19 protein-coding genes are annotated in these 17,842 nt (G+C 66.4%); 5 read left to right on the top strand and 14 right to left on the bottom strand.

From position 1 onward, the window contains the following. Window positions 1-24: 24 nt before the first annotated feature. The 8 genes from PNI01S_RS09545 to PNI01S_RS09510 are packed head-to-tail and all read right to left on the bottom strand — an operon-like array spanning window position 25 to window position 7,900. The gene (locus PNI01S_RS09545; protein WP_024763990.1) at window positions 25-1,050 is read right to left on the bottom strand and encodes a septal ring lytic transglycosylase RlpA family protein; all 1,026 of its coding nucleotides are present in this window, start codon (window positions 1,048-1,050) and stop codon (window positions 25-27) included. Beyond that, complete coding sequence (mltB, locus tag PNI01S_RS09540; protein WP_089285821.1) at window positions 1,047-2,069, bottom strand: lytic murein transglycosylase B; 1,023 nt, start codon at window positions 2,067-2,069, stop codon at window positions 1,047-1,049. Before mltB ends, PNI01S_RS09545 begins: the two co-directional genes overlap by 4 nt. An 8-nt stretch (window positions 2,070-2,077) precedes the next feature. Beyond that, window positions 2,078-3,181 carry a rod shape-determining protein RodA gene (gene rodA, locus PNI01S_RS09535; protein ID WP_099051253.1) on the bottom strand — a complete coding sequence of 368 codons (1,104 nt, stop codon included), beginning with the start codon at window positions 3,179-3,181 and terminating at the stop codon, window positions 2,078-2,080. A 44-nt stretch (window positions 3,182-3,225) separates the two neighbouring features. Further along, window positions 3,226-5,115, bottom strand: a complete 1,890-nt coding sequence (gene mrdA, locus PNI01S_RS09530) for a penicillin-binding protein 2 (protein ID WP_024763993.1) — start codon at window positions 5,113-5,115, stop codon at window positions 3,226-3,228. 15 nt (window positions 5,116-5,130) lie between these two features. Continuing rightward, window positions 5,131-5,598 carry a 23S rRNA (pseudouridine(1915)-N(3))-methyltransferase RlmH gene (gene rlmH / locus PNI01S_RS09525; RefSeq protein ID WP_015475414.1) on the bottom strand — a complete coding sequence of 156 codons (468 nt, stop codon included), beginning with the start codon at window positions 5,596-5,598 and terminating at the stop codon, window positions 5,131-5,133. A 7-nt stretch (window positions 5,599-5,605) separates the two neighbouring features. Beyond that, window positions 5,606-5,959: a ribosome silencing factor gene (gene rsfS / locus PNI01S_RS09520; RefSeq protein WP_024763994.1), complete on the bottom strand. Its 354-nt coding sequence runs from the start codon at window positions 5,957-5,959 to the stop codon at window positions 5,606-5,608. A gap of 19 nt (window positions 5,960-5,978) precedes the next feature. After that, complete coding sequence (nadD, locus tag PNI01S_RS09515) at window positions 5,979-6,635, bottom strand: nicotinate-nucleotide adenylyltransferase (RefSeq protein ID WP_024763995.1); 657 nt, start codon at window positions 6,633-6,635, stop codon at window positions 5,979-5,981. Beyond that, complete coding sequence (locus PNI01S_RS09510) at window positions 6,635-7,900, bottom strand: glutamate-5-semialdehyde dehydrogenase (protein ID WP_024763996.1); 1,266 nt, start codon at window positions 7,898-7,900, stop codon at window positions 6,635-6,637. The genes nadD and PNI01S_RS09510 overlap by 1 nt, the downstream gene beginning before the upstream one ends. 310 nt (window positions 7,901-8,210) lie before the next feature. On the opposite strand from PNI01S_RS09510, the gene PNI01S_RS09505 reads away from it, so the two are divergent. Continuing rightward, window positions 8,211-9,437, top strand: coding sequence for an alpha/beta fold hydrolase (locus tag PNI01S_RS09505; protein ID WP_084358011.1), 1,227 nt, complete (start codon window positions 8,211-8,213; stop codon window positions 9,435-9,437). 297 nt (window positions 9,438-9,734) lie between these two features. Here PNI01S_RS09505 and PNI01S_RS09500 read toward each other — a convergent pair whose 3' ends face one another. Continuing rightward, complete coding sequence (locus PNI01S_RS09500; RefSeq protein ID WP_024763998.1) at window positions 9,735-10,589, bottom strand: class I SAM-dependent methyltransferase; 855 nt, start codon at window positions 10,587-10,589, stop codon at window positions 9,735-9,737. Window positions 10,590-10,652: 63 nt separating this feature from the next. Between PNI01S_RS09500 and PNI01S_RS09495 the strand changes: the two genes are divergently transcribed. Next, a complete protein-coding gene (locus tag PNI01S_RS09495) occupies window positions 10,653-11,372 on the top strand; it encodes a DNA-3-methyladenine glycosylase (protein ID WP_065084343.1) in 720 nt (239 codons plus the stop codon). Continuing rightward, window positions 11,369-12,685, top strand: a complete 1,317-nt coding sequence (locus tag PNI01S_RS09490) for a bifunctional DedA family/phosphatase PAP2 family protein (RefSeq protein WP_084358009.1) — start codon at window positions 11,369-11,371, stop codon at window positions 12,683-12,685. The genes PNI01S_RS09495 and PNI01S_RS09490 overlap by 4 nt, the downstream gene beginning before the upstream one ends. Before the next feature lie 7 nt (window positions 12,686-12,692). Here the strand turns inward: PNI01S_RS09490 and PNI01S_RS09485 are convergent, their stop codons facing one another. Beyond that, window positions 12,693-13,607, bottom strand: a complete 915-nt coding sequence (locus tag PNI01S_RS09485; RefSeq protein WP_038803588.1) for a LysR family transcriptional regulator — start codon at window positions 13,605-13,607, stop codon at window positions 12,693-12,695. Window positions 13,608-13,710: 103 nt separating this feature from the next. Between PNI01S_RS09485 and PNI01S_RS09480 the strand changes: the two genes are divergently transcribed. Both PNI01S_RS09480 and PNI01S_RS09475 read left to right on the top strand, forming a co-directional pair. Continuing rightward, on the top strand, window positions 13,711-13,998 hold the full coding sequence (locus PNI01S_RS09480) for a putative quinol monooxygenase (RefSeq protein WP_024764000.1): 288 nt from the start codon (window positions 13,711-13,713) through the stop codon (window positions 13,996-13,998). 25 nt (window positions 13,999-14,023) lie between these two features. Then, on the top strand, window positions 14,024-15,037 hold the full coding sequence (locus PNI01S_RS09475; protein ID WP_084358007.1) for a zinc-binding alcohol dehydrogenase family protein: 1,014 nt from the start codon (window positions 14,024-14,026) through the stop codon (window positions 15,035-15,037). 189 nt (window positions 15,038-15,226) lie between these two features. On the opposite strand, the gene PNI01S_RS09470 is transcribed toward PNI01S_RS09475, so the two are convergent. From PNI01S_RS09470 to PNI01S_RS09455, 4 genes are all read right to left on the bottom strand, one after another. Further along, window positions 15,227-16,033: a cobalamin-binding protein gene (locus PNI01S_RS09470; protein WP_084358006.1), complete on the bottom strand. Its 807-nt coding sequence runs from the start codon at window positions 16,031-16,033 to the stop codon at window positions 15,227-15,229. Continuing rightward, the gene (locus tag PNI01S_RS09465) at window positions 16,033-16,449 is read right to left on the bottom strand and encodes a hypothetical protein (RefSeq protein ID WP_024764003.1); all 417 of its coding nucleotides are present in this window, start codon (window positions 16,447-16,449) and stop codon (window positions 16,033-16,035) included. Before PNI01S_RS09465 ends, PNI01S_RS09470 begins: the two co-directional genes overlap by 1 nt. Next, window positions 16,446-17,075 carry a GTP cyclohydrolase II gene (gene ribA / locus PNI01S_RS09460; RefSeq protein WP_024764004.1) on the bottom strand — a complete coding sequence of 210 codons (630 nt, stop codon included), beginning with the start codon at window positions 17,073-17,075 and terminating at the stop codon, window positions 16,446-16,448. The genes PNI01S_RS09465 and ribA overlap by 4 nt, the downstream gene beginning before the upstream one ends. Before the next feature lie 121 nt (window positions 17,076-17,196). Continuing rightward, on the bottom strand, window positions 17,197-17,841 hold the full coding sequence (locus PNI01S_RS09455) for a retropepsin-like aspartic protease family protein (RefSeq protein ID WP_024764005.1): 645 nt from the start codon (window positions 17,839-17,841) through the stop codon (window positions 17,197-17,199). Between the last annotated feature and the right edge of the window lies 1 nt (window position 17,842).

The raw sequence follows: 17,842 nt of genomic DNA, 5'->3' as shown, positions 1-17,842 counted from the left end.
CGCTATCGCACGTACGGTGGAATCTCAGTCCAGGCGCACGAGCTTGGGTTGGCCAAGGTTGGCCACGCGGATGCTGTCCTGCATCCGGCTTGCTTCATCCTGCGTTCCGATCGGCCCCAGGCGCACCCGGTACAAGGTCTGCTGGTTGACCACGACCGAGCTGATAAAGGATTTCGCCCCCGTCAGGCCGCCGACTTTCTCCTTGAGCAGCTCCGCAGCGTCCGGGTTGGCGAAGGCACCCACCTGGAGATACAGGCCATCGGCTGGTAATGAAGCGTTTTTTTTTGAGTCGATCTGGACCGGCGCCACCGGTACGGCGTGTTGCGCCGGCGGCGGGGTGTAGGTCTCGATGGGCTGGGCCATGGCGACCGCTTGTGGCTGCGCGGCGGCGGGCTGCGAGGCCATCTTCGGCAAGGCCATGATCATCGGCGGCTGCTTGCCCTGGGAAGCCCACCAGCGGTCGGGGTCGATACCCTCGACCTTGACATGCGCGGTGCCGGTTTCGGCGTAGCCGAGTTTCTTGGCGGCGGCGAAGGACAGGTCGATCACCCGGTCGGAGTAGAACGGGCCGCGGTCGTTGACGCGGACGATGACGCTCTTGCCGTTGTCCAGGTTGGTGACGCGCACGTAGCTGGGCAGCGGCAGGGTCTTGTGCGCGGCGGTCATGCCGTACAGGTCGTACTGCTCGCCATTGGCGGTGGCCTGGCCATGGAACTTGGTGCCATACCAGGACGCCGTGCCGGTCACGCTATAGGCACTGGCGTTATTGAGCGGGTAGTAGGTCTTGCCCAGCACGGTGTAGGGGTTGTTCTTGAACGGCCCGTTGTGCGGCATCGGCACGGCGTCCGGGATGCGCGAGACGTCGACGTCCCACCAGGGCGCGCCGTCGCGGTGCGGACGGTTGTAGTCATAGGGGCCGGAAATGCCGTTGTTCACCTGCGGCTGCGGTTGAGGCGCGCGGTTGCCGGTGCAACTGGCGAGGAACACAGTGCTCAGGCCAACGCAGGCGGCCAACGACCAGAGGCCGGGACTTGCGATTCGCTTGCTCAATGGACACCTCGTGCCTTGGCGATCTCGCCGGCCAGCTGATGGACCGCCATGGCGTACATGGCGCTGCGGTTGTAACGGGTGATCACATAGAAGTTCGGCAGGCCGACCCAGTACTCGGTGCCCTGCGCGCCTTCCAGGCGCATGGCGGTGACCATCAGGTCATCGCGGATCACGTCATGGGTACGCCAGCCCTGAGAGCGTAGCTGGCCGAGGTTCATTTGCGGCTCGAGCCCCTGGGTGAGCGCGTCCTCGGCAGTGGATGTACCGATTTCCGCCTGCGACACCACCGGCTCGCCGGTGTGCCAGCCGTGCTGCTTGAAGTAGTTGGCGACGCTGCCGATGGCATCGGTGGGGTCGCTCCAGATATTGATGTGGCCGTCGCCGTCGAAGTCCACGGCATAGGCACGGAAGCTGCTCGGCATGAATTGCGGCAGGCCCATTGCACCGGCGTAGGAGCCGGTCAGGCTGAGCGGGTCGACCTGCTGTTCGCGGGCCAGCAGCAGGAACTGCTTGAGCTCCTTGCGGAAGAACTCGGCACGCGGCGGGTAGTCGAAGCCCAGGGTGGACAGCGCGTCCATCACCTTGAAGTTGCCGGTGTTGCGGCCGAAGAAGGTCTCGACGCCAATGATGGCGACGATGTACTGGGCCGGTACGCCGTATTCCTGCTCCGCGCGGGCCAGGGCTTCGGCATTCTGGTTCCAGAAGTCCACGCCGCGGTTGATGCGCGCGTCGGTGACGAAGATCGGACGGTATTCCTTCCAGGTCTTCACCCGTTCGGCAGGGCGGGAGATGGCGTCGAGGATGGACTGCTTGCGTTCCACATCGTGGAAGAGGCCCATGAGCTGCTCGCCGGCGAAGCCGTAGTCACGGGTCATCTCGCTGACGAACTCGGCGACCTGGGGCGAACCATCGTAGTCGCCCGCGGCAGCAACGCCGGACACGCCGATCGCCCCCGCGATTCCGACCCAATGTACCCCCCTGGCAGCCCAGGCGCGCAGTACTTGCATTCCGTTCTTCACTCTTGTCATCAAACCTGGGTGATCCACTTCCGATGGGTATGGATCGACATCAAAACGCCGAACCCTGACATCAGGGTCACCAGCGAAGTTCCGCCGTAACTAATGAAGGGCAGCGGTACCCCCACCACTGGCAACAACCCGCTGACCATACCAATGTTGACGAACACATACACGAAGAAGGTCATGGTGATACTGCCGGCGAGCAACTTGCCGAACAGCGTCTGCGCCTGCGCCGTGATCACCAGCCCCCGGTAGATCACCAGCAGGTACAGCACCAGCAGGAGGCACACCCCGACCAGGCCGAACTCTTCGCCGAGCACGGCAATGATAAAGTCCGTATGGCTTTCGGGCAAAAAATCCAGATGGGATTGCGTACCCAGCAGCCAGCCCTTGCCGAAGACGCCACCCGAACCGATGGCTGCCTTGGACTGGATGATGTTCCAGCCGGTGCCCTGCGGGTCGCTTTCCGGGTCGAGGAAGGTCAGCACGCGCTGTTTCTGGTAGTCGTGCATGACGAAGTACCACATGCCCACCGCGACCGGCACCGCTGCCGAGACGGCGGTGATGATCCAGCGCCAGCGCAGGCCGCCGACGAACAGCACGAAGGAACCGGAGGCCAGCACCAGCATGGCGGTACCCAGGTCCGGCTGCTTGAGGATCAGCACGAAGGGCACGACGATCAGCGCCAGGCCGATCACGCTGTGCTTGAAACCCGGCGGCAGGGCGCGCTTGGACAGGTACCAGGCGATGGTCATGGGCATCAGCAGCTTCATGAATTCCGCCGGCTGGAAGCGGATCACCCCGGGAATGTTGATCCAGCGGGTCGCGCCCATGGCGTTGTGGCCCATCACGTCCACCACCACCAGCAGGGCCACGCCGATCAGGTAGCCCAGCGGCACCCAGCGAGCGAGGAAGCGCGGCTCGATCTGTGCCAGCACGAACATCGCGCCCAGGCCCAGGCCGAAGGAAGACGCCTGCTTGATCAGCAGGTCCCAGCTCTTGCCGCTGGCAGAGTACAGGACGAACAGGCCGACCGAGCCGAGGGTCACCAGCAACAGCAGCAGCAGGCCGTCGATATGCAGGCGCTGCAGCAGACTGGAGCGCCGCTTCATCACATCTTCGCTGGACAGCGTGCGGTCGAAGTTTCCGTTCTTGGTCATGGTTTGGGCGCCTCCGCCGTGGCCTGAGGTGCGTATTCGGGTTTGAGCTTGCCGGTCTCGTCCAGCAGCCAGGCATCGGTCACGGCCTTGAGCACCGGGGCGGCGACGCCGGAGCCGGACTCGCCGTTCTCCACCATCACCGCCACGGCGATCTGCGGATTGTCCGCCGGGGCGAAGCCGACGAACAACGCGTGGTCACGATGGCGCTCCAGCAGCTTGGAGCGGTTGTACTTCTCCCCCTGCTTGATCGCCACGACCTGCGCGGTACCGGACTTGCCGGCAATGCGGTAGACGGACGTGGCGCCGACCTTGTGGGCGGTACCACGGGCGCCGTGGACCACCTGCTGCATGCCGTAGTCCACCAGGTTCCAGTTGTTCGGATCCTTGAGCTGGATGTCCGGCATCGGGTCTTCGTCCACCGGCGGCTTGCCGTCGATGGTCTTGGCCAGGTGCGGGCGAATCCACTTGCCCTTGTTCGCCAGCAGCGCGGTCATCTGCGCCAGTTGCAGCGGGGTGGACTGCATGTAGCCCTGGCCGATGCCCAGAATCAGGGTTTCCCCTGGGAACCAGGCCTGCCGGCGCAGGGCACGCTTCCACTGGCGGGACGGCATCAGGCCGTCAGCTTCGCCATACATGTCCAGGGCCACGCGCTGGCCGAAGCCGAACCGGCTCATGTAGTCGTGCAGCCGATCGATCCCCAGCTTGTGGGCGAGATCGTAGAAGTAGGTGTCGTTGGACCGCATGATCGCGGTTTCCAGGGTGACCCAGCCGTCGCCGGTGCGGTTCCAGTTGCGGTACTTGTGGTCGTAGTTGGGCAATTGGTAGAAGCCGGGGTCGAACACACGGCTGGTGGGCGTCACCACACCCGCGTCGAGCCCCGCAATGGCCACCGCCGGTTTCACCGTCGAGCCCGGCGGGTACAGGCCGCGCAGCACGCGGTTGTACAGAGGGCGATCTTCGGAGTCACGCAACGCCGCGTAATCCTTGAAACTGATGCCGGTGACGAACAGGTTGGGGTCGTAGGCCGGCTGGCTGACCATCGCCAACACCTCGCCGGTGGACGGCTGGATCGCCACGATGGCGCCGCGGCGGCCGGCCAGTGCGGTTTCCGCGGCAGCCTGCAGCTTGCTGTCGATGCTCAGCACGATGTCACGGCCGGAGACCGGCTCGGTACGTTTGAGCACGCGCAGGACGCGACCGCGGGCGTTGGTCTCGACTTCCTCGTAGCCAACCGTGCCGTGCAGCGCATCCTCGTAGAATTTTTCCACGCCGGTCTTGCCGATGTGGTGGGTGCCCGAATAGGCCACCGGGTCGAGCTTCTTCAGTTCCGCCTCGTTGATCCGCCCGACATAGCCGACCGAGTGGGCGAAGTGCTCGCCCAGCGGGTAATGGCGGACGAATTGCGCGGCCACGTCGACGCCGTTCAGGCGGTACTGGTTCACCGCGATGCGGGCGATCTGCTCCTCGGACAGCTCGAACATGATCGGCACCGGCTCGAACGGCCGCCGCCCCTGCTTCATGCGCTTCTCGAAGATGGCCTTGTCTTCCTCGGTCAATCCGAGGATTTCGACGAGGTTCTTCAACGTATCCTGCAGGTTCTCCGTACGTTCGCGGGTAATCGTCAGGCTGAAGCTGGGACGGTTGTCGGCGATGATCACCCCGTTGCGGTCGAAGATCAGCCCACGATTGGGCGGAATCGGCTGCACGTGGACGCGGTTGTTCTCCGACAGCGTCGAGTGGTAGTCGTACTGCGTCACCTGCAGGTGATACATACGCGCCACCAGCACAAGGGCGAGCAGGAAGATCGCCACCCCGCCGACGATGACGCGGGCGCGGACCAGGCGGGCGTCCTTCTCGTGGTCCTTGAGCTGTATCGGCTGCGGCATCGAAAACGGCTACGACTACTTGTGGTAGGGGTGCCCGGACAGCACTGTCCAGGCGCGGTAGATCTGCTCGCCGACCAGGATGCGCACCAGCGGGTGCGGCAGGGTCAGCGGTGACAGCGACCAGCGCTGCTCGCTGCGCGCGCAGACCTCCGGCGCCAGGCCTTCCGGCCCGCCGACCATGAGGTTGACGGTGCGCGCGTCCAGGCGCCAGCGGTCGAGTTCCTGCGCCAGCTGGGGGGTGCTCCAGGGCTTGCCTTCGACTTCCAGGGTGACGATGCGTTCCCCGGGCTGGACCTTGCTCAGCATGGCCTCGCCTTCCTGGCGGATCAGCCGTGCCACGTCGGCATTCTTGCCGCGCGTGTTCAACGGGATTTCCACCAGTTCCAGGGACAGCTCCGAGGGCAGGCGCTTGACGTACTCCGCCCAGCCCTCTTCCACCCAGCGCGGCATGCGCGAGCCAACCGCGATCAGACGCAGGCGCACGGCACGCTTACTCGGCGCTGTGGGACGCGCGGCTCTGCTCGGCGCCCTGCCACAGACGCTCCAGGTCGTAGAACTGGCGGGTGGCCGGCTGCATGACATGGACCACGACGTTGGCGAGGTCGATCAGGACCCACTCGCCACCTTCCTGGCCTTCGCTGCCGATCGGGCGCACGCCCTGTTCCTTGACCTTTTCCAGCACGTTGTCGGCCAGCGACTTGACCTGACGGCTGGAGGCGCCGGTGGCGATGACCATGACGTCGGTGATGCTGGTCTTCTCGCGCACGTCGATGACGGTGATGTCCTGCGCCTTGAGATCTTCCAGGGCGGCGATGGTCAGTTCGACCAGTTGTTCGGTTTGCATGTATGACTCTCTGACTTGTTCAGTGGGGCGCCTGGTACAGGCCGTGCGCCTCGATATAGTTCAATACCGCATCCGGCACCAGGTAGCGCACCGAGCGCCCCTGCGACAGGAGTTGGCGGATCTGCGTGGCGGAAACTGCAAGCGGCGTCTGCCAGACGAAGGTGATCTGCCCGGCGGGGCCGATCATCGCCTTCGGGTCGGCAACACTGCGCGCCGCCAGCAGGTCGCGCAGGTCTTCCGGCGGCTCGCTGTCGGCATCCGGGCGCTGCAGCACGACGATATGACTGTGCTCCAGCAACTCTTCCCAGCGATGCCAGGTCGGCAGGCCGCAGAATGCGTCCCAGCCGACCAGCAGGAACAACTGGTCCTGCTCATCCAGCTCCCCACGCAGCGACTCCAGGGTGTCGATGGTGTAGGAGGGTTTGTCACGCTTCAGCTCGCGGTCGTCGACCACCAGCGGGTCTACGCCGGCAACCGCCAGCTCGACCATCGCCAGCCGCTGCGCAGGTAGCACCTGGGGGGTGTCGCGATGCGGCGGGCGGAAGTTGGGGATCAGGCGCAGCTCGTCGAATTCGAGCTGCTCTGCCATCTCCAGCGCACTGCGCAGGTGGCCGATGTGCACCGGATCGAAGGTGCCGCCGAACAGACCGACACGCCGGGAACGCGCCTTGTTCATCAGGTCCGCACGTGACCGTCGCCGAACACCACGTACTTCTCGCTGGTCAGCCCTTCCAGGCCGACCGGACCGCGGGCGTGCAGCTTGTCGGTGGAAATGCCGATCTCCGCGCCCAGGCCGTACTCGAAGCCATCGGCAAAGCGGGTCGAGGCGTTGACCATGACCGAGGCCGAGTCCACTTCGGTGAGGAAGCGGCGGGCATCGGTGAAGTTCTCGGTGATGATCGCGTCGGTGTGCTGTGAGCCGTAGGTGTTGATGTGCTCGATAGCCGCATCGAGGTTGTCGACGATGCGGATCGACAGGATCGGCGCGTTGTATTCAGTGCGCCAGTCTTCCTCGGTGGCTTCCAGCACGTCGGCGCCCAGCAGCGCGCGGGTGGCGGCGTCGCCACGCAGTTCAACGCCCTTGTCGCGGTAGATGGCGGCCAGCGGCGGCAGCACGCGGTCGGCAATGCCGGCGTGCACCAGCAGCGTCTCCATGGTGTTGCACGGCGCATAGCGCTGGGTCTTGGCGTTGTCGGCGACGCGGATGGCCTTGTCCAGATCGGCGGCGACGTCGATGTAGACGTGGCAGATGCCGTCCAGGTGCTTGATCACCGGCACCTTGGCATCGCGGCTGATGCGCTCGATCAGGCCCTTGCCGCCGCGCGGAACGATGACGTCCACGTACTCGGGCATGGTGATCAGCGCGCCCACGGCGGCGCGGTCGGTGGTTTCCACCACCTGTACGACGCTGGCCGGCAGGCCGGCCTTGGCCAGGCCCGTCTGGATGCACGCGGCAATCGCCTGGTTGGAATGGATCGCCTCGGAGCCGCCGCGCAGGATGGTGGCGTTGCCCGACTTCAGGCACAGGCTGGCGGCGTCGATGGTCACGTTCGGACGGGACTCGTAGATGATCCCCACCACGCCCAGCGGCACGCGCATCTTGCCCAGCTGAATACCGGACGGCACATAGCGCATGTCGCGGATCTCGCCGATCGGGTCCGGCAGCGTGGCGACCTGGCGCAGGCCCTCGATCATGTCGTCGATGCGTGCCGGAGTCAGGGCCAGGCGGTCCAGCATGGCTGGCTCCAGACCATTGGCACGGCCATTGGCCAGATCCTGCTCGTTGGCTTCGGTCAGCTGGGCGCGGGCGGCATCCAGGGCATCGGCAGCGGCCAGCAGGGCTTGGTTCTTCTGCGCGGTCGTGGCGCGCGCGACGACGCGCGACGCTTCACGGGCGGCGCGGCCCAGGCGGCTCATATAGTCGAGAACGGACTCGGTCATGATCAAACGCGTCTGCGTGAGGGAAATGCGCAAGTATAGCGGGAGCGCCCCCTCAGCGGCCAGCCACAGCAGCCGGCCGGTCAGCGGCGCACCGCACGTAACGCCAACCCCCTCCCACGCCGCGCCCCATCGGCCAAACGGTGACATCCGCCCATCCCCCGCCCGCTTCTGCCGCCCGAAGGTTGGGTAACCAAATTCGTATCGGCTGGTTACCTTGCAAGCATGGCTCATTGCCCCCGTTGCGATCGCATAGCCAGGGAGGCACGCCAGGGAAGAACAACAAGAGGCGGCCCACCGCCGGAGAACTGCCATGCGCTATCGCACCGATTACAGCGCCCAGGCCCTGACCGCCGCCCCGGCGGCGCTGGAACTGGACGGTTGGCAACTGCACTATCAGGCCTTTTCCTCCAGGGAAGATGACACCCGCCCGCCGGTCCTGCTGCTGGGCGGTGCCTTCCAGAGCTTCCGCTCCTTCGCCAGCGAGGTTTCCGAGCTGCTCGCCGGGCACCCGGTGATCCTCCTCGACCTGCCCAGCCAGGGCGGCAACCTGCAACTGGCGCCCCAGCTGAGCCTGGAAGACCTGGCCGACCTCATCGCCGCCTTCGCCGAAACCCTGCAATTGCCGCCCCTGATGCCGATCGGGTTGTCGTACGGCTCGGCGCTGGCAGCGCTGTTCGCCGCCCGCCACCCGGCGCGCTGTGGTCGCCTGCTGCTAGCCGGCATCACCGCCTTCGGCCGACCCGGCGCCCGCGCCCTGCTGGTCGAAGCCCTGGCGCGCCTGGAGCTGGGCGAGCAGGAGCCCTTCGCCCATGGCGTGCTGACCGGCCTGATCAACCCATTGCGCCTGGGCGATACCGGTGTATCCCCGGTGTTCCGCAAGGCCCTGTTGCGCCAGCTGCAGCGCCTGACACCAGCGGAAATCGAACGCTACCGGCAGAACAGCCAGCGCCTGCTGGCCTTCGGCGGCTTCGAACGTCACCCGCAATGCCCAACCCTGGTGCTGGCCGGCGAGTACGACCACTTCACCCAGCCGTGGGAGCACGCCGAGTTCGCCCATGCATGCGCCGATGCCGAGTTTGCGTTGATCCACGACGCCGACCACCTGGCCCAGTTCGAACGCCGCGATGCCTGTGCGCGGCTCTACAACCCGTTCCTGCTCGGCGAGCCGCTGCCACGCAGCGCCGCCGGCAGCACGCGCTTTCAGCGCCAGCAACTGCTGCACCTGGAGCGCCGCTTCGAAGCGCGCCTGGCGCCGGCCGATCGGCGCGCCGTACTGCGCAACGGCGAGGGCGGCGAATGGCGCTGCGAGCTGGCGGAGCTGGGCTATTTCGGTGGCCTGATCCGCGTCGCGCTGCCGGCGGATCGCCCTGCGCGCGGCTGGAAGCTCGCCGCCGCCGGGCTGCCGGAACTGGATATCCTGCCGCTGCGCTACAGCGGCGACGGACTGGCGTTCATCTTCGCCCACGGCGACCCGCAGGCCAGCGCAGCGCTGGCGGCGATGGTGGTGCCGATGCAGCAGGGGGCGTGTGCGGCTTGACGGTTTGAATGTGGCGATTTCGGAGGCCGGGCTCTTCCCTCTCCCTGAAGGGTGAGGGGACTGGAACGGCATCATGCGAAGCGTCAGCTGCGCAGGCCTGCACCGGATGACTCCTTCTCCCCCTGGGAGAGGGCTGGGGTGAGGGGGAAGCGCGGGCACAAGCGTCCTGCATTGATATTGTTCGCGAGCAAGCTCGCCCCTGCATGCCCCCCGAATAAGCCGCGGCGGCTCTTCGTAGGACCGAGGGGGACGCCTAGTTCTTGCTCGCGAACCGCCCAGCCCCGAACAGTCCCGAACCTAAAGCCGCGCCTCGATCACCCGCACCAGACTCGGCATCCGCCCTTTCGGCAAGCCCAGCCCCACACCGTCCACCTGCGGATCGAGCACGCCCACCCGGCCAAACCCGCAACCAACGAACGCCTGCTCGATTTCCGCCGCGCTGCGGTAATGCAGCGGATAGCCACCCCGCGTCAGCTTGCCGATCAGCCCGACGCCCCAGCGAATCTGCCGGTAGCGCGGGTGTTCGCGCAGGTCGGGATAGAGTTCAGTCAGGTAGGTCGCCTCGGGGAAACGCCGCAGGGCCACGGCCAATCGACGCCAGAAGCCCTCGATCACCGGGCGCTGGAAGTAATTCACCAGCCCCTCGGTAATCACCACCACGGGGCGCTCAGGGTCCAGTCCGGAGAGCAACGCGGCGAGGCTCTGTTCGCCGTCTTCGGCAAGGATATCCACAGCACGCACGCGATGTTTGCCGTCCAGCCAGCCCTGCTCCTGCAGCAACGCCGACTTGCGCGCGGCCATGGGCGGCAGGTCGGCTTCCAGGTAGGTCAGCTGGGGATAGCGCTGACGGAAACGCCGGCCCCGGGGCGACAAACCGCAGGCTATCTCGACCACCTGGGAAACGCCGCGCGACTCGATGGCCTGGGTCAGCCGGGCATCGATCAGCAGGTGACGTTGTAACAGGAAGTCTTCGATATTCAGTCCGAAGCCGACCCGCGCGCCCCAGTTGATCGGCGCCACGCAACCGTGCACCCAGCGGCCGAACGCCGTGGCGAAGGCCGGATCGGCAAGCTGGTGGCGATACCAGACGTAACCGGTGTAGTGCGCGCTGGGGGTAATGTGGGCGCTGTCGGCCCGGATCCGTTCAGCCATGCTTAAGAATCTTGTTGTTATGATTCCCCAGCCTAAGACCGGCCCGAGAACCGCGACAATCCGATGCCCGCCGAACCCAACCTAAGTTTGCCCTGGCCAGGGGCCAATCCCCTGCCGGACGCCTTCTTCAATCGCGATGCCCTGACCGTCGCCCGCGAACTGCTGGGCAAGGTGATCCGCCATCGGGTCGGCGACCTGTGGCTCTCCGCGCGGATCATCGAGACCGAGGCCTATTACCTGGCCGAGAAAGGCAGCCACGCATCGCTCGGTTACACCGAGAAGCGCAAGGCGCTGTTCCTCGATGGCGGGCACATCTACATGTATTACGCGCGTGGCGGCGACTCGCTGAACTTCAGCGCCGGCGGCGCCGGCAATGCCGTACTGATCAAGTCCGGGCACCCCTGGATGGATCGCATCTCCGGTGACGAATCACTGGCCGCCATGCGTCGGCTCAACCCCGCCGCCGACGGCAGCGAGCGCCCGCTGGGCAAGCTGTGCAACGGCCAGACCCTGCTCTGCCGCTCCATGGGCCTGAAAGTGCCGGAGTGGGACGCCCAGCGCTTCGACCCGCAGCGCCTGTTCGTCGACGACCTTGGCGAAACGCCCGCGCACGTTATCCAGGCCGCGCGCCTGGGCATTCCCCACGGCCGCGACGAACACCTGCAGTACCGCTTCGTCGATGCCGCCTTCGCGCCCTTCTGCACGCGCAACCCACTGCGCCGCGGCCAGGTCGAAGGCCATGACTACCACCTGCTCGGAACCCAGGACGCCACCTTCCGATGATCGATCTCGCCGCCTTCAACACCTGGATGGCCACCCATCCGCAATGGCTCGCCCTGGTCCTGTTCCTGGTCGCCTTCCTCGAATGCGCCGCCATCATCGGCATCATCCTGCCCGGCGTGGTGATGCTCTTCGCCATCGCCGTGCTGGCCGGCAGCGGCGCCCTGGGGCTGGGGGAAACCCTGGCATTGGCGTTCCTCGGCGGCCTGCTCGGTGACCTGTCGTCCTACTGGATCGGCCGCCACTTCCACCAGGACATCCGCCGCCTGCCAGTACTGCGCCACCATCCGGAATGGATTGCCAGCGCGGAAGGGTTCTTCCACCGCTATGGCGTGGCGAGCCTGCTGGTGGGCCGCTTCATCGGCGCGCTGCGGCCGTTCCTGCCGATGGTTGCGGGCATGCTGGACATGCCGTTCGGCCGCTTCGTCAGCGTTTCCATCATCGCCGCCGCCGGCTGGTCCATCGCCTACCTGGTGCCTGGCTGGGCCACCGGTGCGGCCATGCGCCTGCCGCTGCCCGAAGGCTTCTGGCCGGAGGCCGGTGTGGTTGCCGCGTGCATCGCAGTGGTGTTCGCCCTGGTGATCCACGCCGAGCTGCGCAAGGAGCGCAATGCTCCGCTGATCGGCGCCGTCGGCTGCTTCGTATTGTTGTTCGCCATGTTGATCGGCTGGCCGCACCTGGACGCCCTGGACAAGGGCCTGATGGCGCTGGTGCAGGAACACCGCCACGCGTGGCTGGACCATGTGATGGTGGCCGTCACCCGCGTCGGCGACTTCCGCACCCAGTTCATCGCCGGTGCGCTGCTGGCGGCGCTGCTGGCCGCCCTGCGACTTTGGCGCCATGCCTTCTTCGCGGCTGGCACCATGGTCGGCACCGCGCTGCTCAACACCGCGCTCAAGCATCTCTTCGGCCGCGCCCGGCCCGAGGTGATCGCCGATCCGCTGTCCGCCTTCAGCATGCCCAGCGGCCACAGTTCGGCGTCCTTCGCCTTCTTCCTGGTACTCGGGGTGCTGGCCAGCCGGGAGAAATCCCCGCGGGTGCGCCTGACCTGGATGCTGCTGGCGGTGATTCCGGCGGCGAGCATTGCGCTGTCCCGCGTCTATCTGGGCGCCCACTGGCCCAGCGACATCATCGCCGGCGCCCTGCTCGGCGCGGCGGTGTGCGCCGCCAGCCTGTGGATAAGCCAGCGCCGCAGCGAGCTGCCGGCCCTGGCGCCGCGCGTCTGGTGGAGCCTGCTGCCGACCGCCATGGTGCTGCTGGCGGTAGCCAGCGCCTGGGGGCTGTCGTCGGCCATTCACCGCTACACACCGCTCTGACCCGGCTTCAGGCCCAGGGGCGCTCGCGCATCAGTTCGGCGCAGCGCAACTGGACGAACTCGCGCAGCTGGGTCACCGCCCGGCTGAGCTGCGCGCGGTGGGTGCAGAACAGGTTCATCGGCGTGGCTTCGCCCAGGTAATCCGCCAGCGCCACCTCCAGCCGGCCGGCACGCACATCGGCCGCCACGTCCAGCCAGGACTTGTAGACCAGCCCCTGCCCCGCCACGGCCCAGCGCCGCACCACGTCGGCGTCGTCACAGAGACGATCGCCGCGCACCGTCACCTCGTGTTGCTTGCGGCTGTCGCTGAAACGCCAGCGCTCGTGGGCTCGGCCGCCCAGCATGTACAGCAGGCAGTTGTGCTTTTGCAGCTCGTCCGGGTGCTGCGGCTTGCCGTGGCGAGCGAAGTACTCGGGCGCGGCGCAGAGCACCCGACGGTTGTCCGGCGCCAGCGGAAGCGCGACAAGGTTCGAGTCCCCCGGCAACCCCAGGCGGAAAGCCACGTCCACCGGTTGCCGGTAGAGATCGGCCTGACGGTCACTGATCAGCAGGCGCAGGTTCATGCGCGGGTGCAGCGCCTGGAATTCGTCCAGCCAGGGCAGCAGCACGTTGCGGCCGAAATCCGAGGGCGCCGATACCTGGAAGTTGCCGGCGATCTCGCTCTTGCCGCCCGCCAGCAACTGACGACCGTCATCCAGGCTTTGCAACGCAGCGCGGGCGTGGGCCAGGTACAGCTCACCCTCGGCGGTCAGGCGCAGGCTGCGGGTCGAGCGGGCGAACAGGCGCACGTCCAGCTCGCTTTCCAGGCGTTTGAGCGCGGCGCTGGCCACGGCTGGCGACAGCTCCAGCTCTCGGGCGGCAGCAGAGAGACTGCCGCGCTCCGCGGTGCGGACGAATATCTGCAGGTCGTCGAAGCGCAGCATTTTCAAAAATCCTTTGAAAGAGACTCTCTACTTACGCGGTTTTTCTTCCCGATGAAAGAGAGCAGCATGCCCTCACCTTCCCTGCCCAACTGGAGATACCCGGATGAGCCTGACCCTGATCGCCATCATTCGCGCCAAGCCCGGCCGCGCCGACAGCCTGCAGGAGCGCCTGCACGGCATGCTCGCGCCGTCCCGCGCCGAGGCCGGCTGCCTGCAGTACGACCTGCACCGCGATATCAAGGACGCCGAGCTGATCTACATGATCGAGCAGTGGCGCGACGAGGATGCCCTGGCCGAGCACGAGGCCAGCCCACACTTCCAGGCCTTCGTGAAGGCCGCCGAACCTGACCTGGCGGAACTCGATATCCGCCTGATGAACCGCATCGACTGACCGTTCAAAGCGAATAGGAATTCCCATGAAAGCCATTGGTTACACCCAGAGCCTGCCCAGCAGCGACGCCAACTCGCTGCTCGACATCCAGCTGCCCGAACCCACGCCCGGCCCGCGCGACCTGCTGGTGGAGGTGCGCGCCGTCTCCGTCAACCCGGTGGACACCAAGGTGCGCCAGCGCGCACAGCCCGCCGAAGGCCAGCACAAGGTGCTCGGCTGGGACGCTAGCGGCGTGGTCCGCGCCGTGGGCAGCGAGGTCAGCCTGTTCAAACCGGGCGACAAGGTCTGGTATGCCGGCGACCTGACCCGCCCCGGCAGCAACGCCGAACTGCAACTGGTCGACGAGCGCATCGTCGGCGCCATGCCGCAGAGCCTGGACTTCGCCCACGCCGCCGCCCTGCCGCTGACCACCATCACCGCCTGGGAACTGCTGTTCGACCGCCTGCAGGTGGCCGCGGGCAGCGCCAGCAAAGGCCAGAGCCTGCTGATCGTCGGCGCGGCCGGCGGCGTCGGTTCGATCCTTACCCAGTTGGCGCGCCAGCTCACCGGCATGACCGTGATCGGCACCGCCTCGCGCCCGGAAACACAGGAATGGGTGCGTAACCTCGGCGCGCACCACGTGATCGACCACCGCAAGCCGCTGAGCGAAGAGCTCAAGCGCATCGGCATCGGCGAAGTCACCCACGTGGCCAGCCTGAACCAGACCGAGCAGCACCTGCCCGAAATCGTCGCCAGCCTGCGCCCGCAGGGCCGCCTGGCGCTGATCGACGACCCGGAGAACCTCGACGTGCGCCTGCTCAAGCAGAAGAGCCTGTCGCTGCACTGGGAGTTCATGTACACCCGCTCGATGTTCCAGACCGACGACATGATCGAACAGCACAAGCTGCTGCAGCGCGTGGCCGGGCTGATCGACAGCGGCGTGCTGAAAACCACCCTGGGCGAGCACTTCGGCAAGATCGACGCCGCCAACCTGCGCCGCGCCCACGCACTGCTGGAGAGCAACACGGCCAAGGGCAAGATCGTACTGGAGGGGTTCTGACCTCAGGCCCCGAGGGGCGTGGACGCAGGGCGGATAACCCGTTCGGGGTTTTCCGCCCTGCGGTCTGCTCCTTGTCGCCGGATACGGAGGTTCGCGAGCAAGAACTAGGCGTCCCCGTCGATCCTACAAAGAGCGCACTGGTGCTTCCGGTTACCTGTAGGAGCGAGCTTGCTCGCGAACCCGGCCGACTCAGTCGTCGGCCTTGGCACCCGCGAGCAACCGGCAAAGCTTCCCGGTGGCATCGAGCATCGCGAAGCTCGGCTTCTCCAGGTTGCGATCCGGCACTACCCAGAGCTGCTTGAGCCGCGTAGCGCTGAGTTGCCGCATGCCGGTCCAACTGCTCAGTTGCTCGTCGCTGGCCGCCAGGATCACTTGCGGATCACGGGCCAGTACGGCCTCCTGCCCCACCTGTGGCGCCGGCAGGTCGAGATCGGCGAACAGGTTGCGGCCACCGCAGACTTCCAGCGCCTCGCTGATGATCTGTCGACCGCCGACGGTGTAGAGCGGGCGGTCCCACACCTGGTAGAACACCCTGAGTGGCTGCTCGCGCCGGTATTGCGCACGCAACTGCGCCATTTGCACATCGAAGGCTTGCGCCAACGCGCGGCCCTTCTCCGCTTGCCCCAGGCGCTCGCCCAATTCGCGGAATTGCCGGGAGATATCGTCCAGACGGTGCGGATCGGCCACGTAGAGCGGAATACCCACGGCCTTCAGGCGCCGCAACTGCGCATCAGGCACCGCGCCAGGCCAGACCAGCAACAGGTCGGGATGCAAGGCGAGAATCTGTTCGAGATTGACCTGACCGTAACGTCCGACGGACGGCAGGCCTTTCAGGGGCTCGGGACGTGGCCCGCCGTCGAGCAGGCCGGCCAGCCGGTCGGCGGCGCCCAGTTCGAGGACCATGTCGGTGAGCGAGGGCGCCAGGCTGATCACCCGCTCTGCCGCCGCCACCGGCAAACCGGCGATCAGCAGGAGCAGGCACAGGAAGCGGCGCATCAGGCCAGTTGGCGCGGCAGGCGATACAGCCAGAGGATGACCAGGCTGGCGAAGCCCAGCAGCAGGACCGGCACACCATGCAGGTCGACCAGCACCGCCAGGGCGCCGATCCAGGCCGGGATACTGCCCACCAGCGCACCACGGCGCTGCGCGGCACCCAGTGCCTGCCAGGCCGCAGGCTCGTCCGCGCCATCGCGAGCCTTACCGGTAGCGATCAGTGCGTGCTTGTAGCGACGGAACAACGGCAGGGTGAGGAACATCGACACCAGGCCGACGACGAACACCGGCGTGGCCAGCTTGTCCGAGAACGGCGCATCGCCCACCAGCGCCAGCATCAGGTGCTGCGGTGCCAGTGCGAGCGCCAGCAGCAGCCACCAGATCAGATTCAGCCGGCGCCGGGCAGCGGCGCGATTCACGACGCGGAGACCTCGGCCTCGGCTTCGCCCTGATGCATATTGCCCAGCATATGGCCCAGCTTGCCTGCCTTGGTCTGCAGGTAGCGCTTGTTGTGCGGGTTCAGGCCCTTGTGCAGCGGCACCCGCTCGGCGACGGTCAGGCCATATCCTTCCAGCGCCTTGACCTTGCGCGGATTGTTGGTCATCAGCTTCAGCGAGCAGACGCCCAGGTGCTTGAGCATCGGCAGGCACATGGCGTAGTCGCGCTGGTCGGCGCCGAAGCCCAGTGCCAGGTTGGCCTCCACGGTATCGGCGCCCTCATCCTGCAGAGCATAAGCGCGGATCTTGTTGATCAGGCCGATGCCACGGCCTTCCTGACGCAGGTACAGCAGCACGCCGCGGCCTTCCTTGGCGATGGCCGACAGTGCACCCTCGAGCTGGAAACCGCAGTCGCAGCGCAGGCTGAACAGCGCATCGCCGGTGAGGCATTCGGAATGCAGACGCCCCAGCACCGGCTGGCCGTCATCGAGCTTGCCCATGGTCAGGGCGACGTGTTCCTTGCCGGTTTCCTCGTCGAGGAAGCCATGCATGGTGAATTCGCCGAAGGGGGTGGGCAGCTTGGAGGCGGCGACGAAAACGACAGACACCGGAAACTCCTGAAAGATTTATCTAAGGAAGGAGGACCGGCATTGTAGCAGCAGCGCCGGCCGCACCGTCATTGCGAATTCTGCAAGATAAGCATCGATGCGGTTGATAGAAGCCCTGCCGTCAGTGCTTGGCCTGGATGTACATCATGCCCTGTTCCTCCCGCCAGCCGACGCGGTTGAGGAAGCTCATGCCCAGGAGAATCTCGGTGGGGTAATCGCCTTCGACCACCGCCGCCTCGACGCCCAGCAACTCGATACCGCCCAGCTTCACGCTGTTGAGCATCACCCGCCAGCTCCTGACGGTGCCGCTGGCCGTGGAGACCATCATCGGCGTACCGCTGGCGCGGTAATCGATCCCCAGGCGCCGGGCCTCGCCTTCGTTCATGGCGATAGAGGTGGCGCCGGTATCCACCAGGAACTGCGCGTTCTGGTTGTTGATGGTGCCCGCCACCCAATAGTGGCCGCCGGTGCCGCGGGCGATACTCATCTCGGTGCGGGCGGAGGGCGCGGCATAGCCGCCGCTGTTGTACTCGCGGCTCAGCTCATAGGTCTGCTCGACCCCGCCGATACGCAGTACCGCCTTGTGGCTGTCGGCGCTGACCACCTGTACGCCTTCCGGGCCGCTCTGGCCGACTTTCACCAGCTTGCGCTGGCCGTCGATATTGAGCACCGCAGCACCGGGGAACAGACCGACCACCTGCACCTGCGGGGCTGCCACGGCAGCGATGGAACACAGGGACAGGCAGATCAGGGCGGACAGGCGCATT

Origin of the sequence: Pseudomonas nitroreducens NBRC 12694 (assembly GCF_002091755.1) — a bacterium.
Taxonomy (GTDB): Bacteria; Pseudomonadota; Gammaproteobacteria; order Pseudomonadales; family Pseudomonadaceae; genus Pseudomonas; species Pseudomonas nitroreducens.
The sequence above is the reverse complement of the archived record's forward strand: the minus strand, read 5'-3'. Positions and strand labels throughout refer to the sequence as shown.